This window comes from Pseudoalteromonas sp. SR45-5 (assembly GCF_014163565.1).
In the GTDB taxonomy this organism is placed as follows: domain Bacteria; phylum Pseudomonadota; class Gammaproteobacteria; order Enterobacterales; family Alteromonadaceae; genus Pseudoalteromonas; species Pseudoalteromonas distincta.
Genome location: NZ_JACJDN010000781.1, coordinates 1 through 1,583 on the forward strand (window position 1 = coordinate 1; position 1,583 = coordinate 1,583).

The following is a 1,583-nucleotide window of genomic DNA, read 5'->3' on the forward strand; positions in this document are numbered from 1 at the left end:
TTCAATTTTAGCTTTCCAGATAGCAGGGCCTTGTGTATGCGCATTGGCGCCTTCACTGTCTACTGCAACAGTCACTGGCATATCTTCTACTTCAAATTCGTAAATAGCTTCCATACCTAAATCTTCAAAAGCTACAACACGCGCTTTTTTAATCGCTTTAGATACTAAGTAAGCTGCGCCGCCTACAGCCATCAAATAAACAGATTTATGCTCTTTAATAGACTCAACAGTCGCAGGGCCACGTTCAGCTTTACCAATCATGCCTACAATGCCTGTTTTTTCTAGCATCATATCGGTAAATTTATCCATGCGAGTGGCTGTTGTAGGGCCAGCAGGACCTACTGCTTCATCGCGTACCGCATCCACTGGGCCTACGTAATAAATAAATTTATTATCAAAGTCTACGCCCTCAGGTAAACCTTCACCTGAGTTGATCATATCTTGCAAACGTTTATGCGCTGCATCACGACCTGTTAAAATAGTGCCCGAAAGTAAAACGGTTTCACCCATTTTCCATTCTTGAACATCTTTTTTAGTCAGTGTATTTAAATCAACACGACGTGTGCCTTCGCCCACTTCAAATGTTACTTGTGGCCAATCTTCTAGTTTAGGTGCTTTTAAATTAGCAGGGCCAGAACCGTCAAGCGTAAAATGTACATGGCGAGTTGCCGCACAATTTGGGATCATTACTACAGGTTTTGAAGCTGCATGCGTTGGTGCTGTTTTAATTTTAACATCAACAACCGTTGTTAAACCGCCTAAACCTTGTGCGCCAATACCTAATTTATTAGCACGGTCAAAAATTTCTAAACGCAGTTTTTCTTCAGTTGTCTCTGCGCCGCGTTCCATTAATTCATGGATATCAACCGGATCCATTAACGACTCTTTAGCCATTACTGCTGCTTTTTCAGCCGTACCACCAATACCTATACCTAGCATGCCTGGCGGACACCAACCAGCACCCATTGTTGGTAGTGTTTTTTCTACCCATGCAGCAACATCATCTGACGGGTTTAACATAACCATTTTACTTTTGTTTTCAGAGCCGCCGCCTTTAGCCGCAACCATTACTTCTACTTTTCCACCCGCTACTAAATCAATATGCACAACCGAAGGCGTATTATCTTTAGTATTTTTACGCGTACCAGCAGGGTCTGCAACAATAGATGCACGTAAAGGGTTATCTGGATTCAAATATGCACGACGAGTACCTTCATCAACCATTTGTTGAACGGTTAAATCTGTTTTATCCCACTTAACATCCATACCTACTTTAACAAAACAGGTAATAATACCGGTGTCTTGGCAAAGTGGACGCTTGCCTTCAGCCGACATGCGTGAGTTAATTAAAATTTGTGCAATGGCGTCTTTAGCCGCTTTACTTTGTTCTTTGTTGTACGCTTTTTCGAGTGCTTGAACAAAATCAAGTGGGTGATAGAACGAAATATATTGCAATGCATCTTCAATGCTATCAATAAAGTCTTGCTGACAAATTGTACTCATAGTGGTTCCTTAAGTTACCGTTACGCGTTGTCGCGTAATCTAAATCAAACCGGTGACGGTGGTTTGCACTGTTTTTTGCA

General features: G+C 41.8%; 1 protein-coding gene. It reads right to left on the reverse strand.

The window, feature by feature from the left end; translation table 11 throughout:
• Nucleotides 1-1,503, reverse strand: a 1,503-nt coding sequence (locus H5072_RS18985; protein WP_182694451.1) for a fumarate hydratase, incomplete at its 3' end; no start/stop codon positions are given.
• Nucleotides 1,504-1,583: the final 80 nt, after the last annotated feature.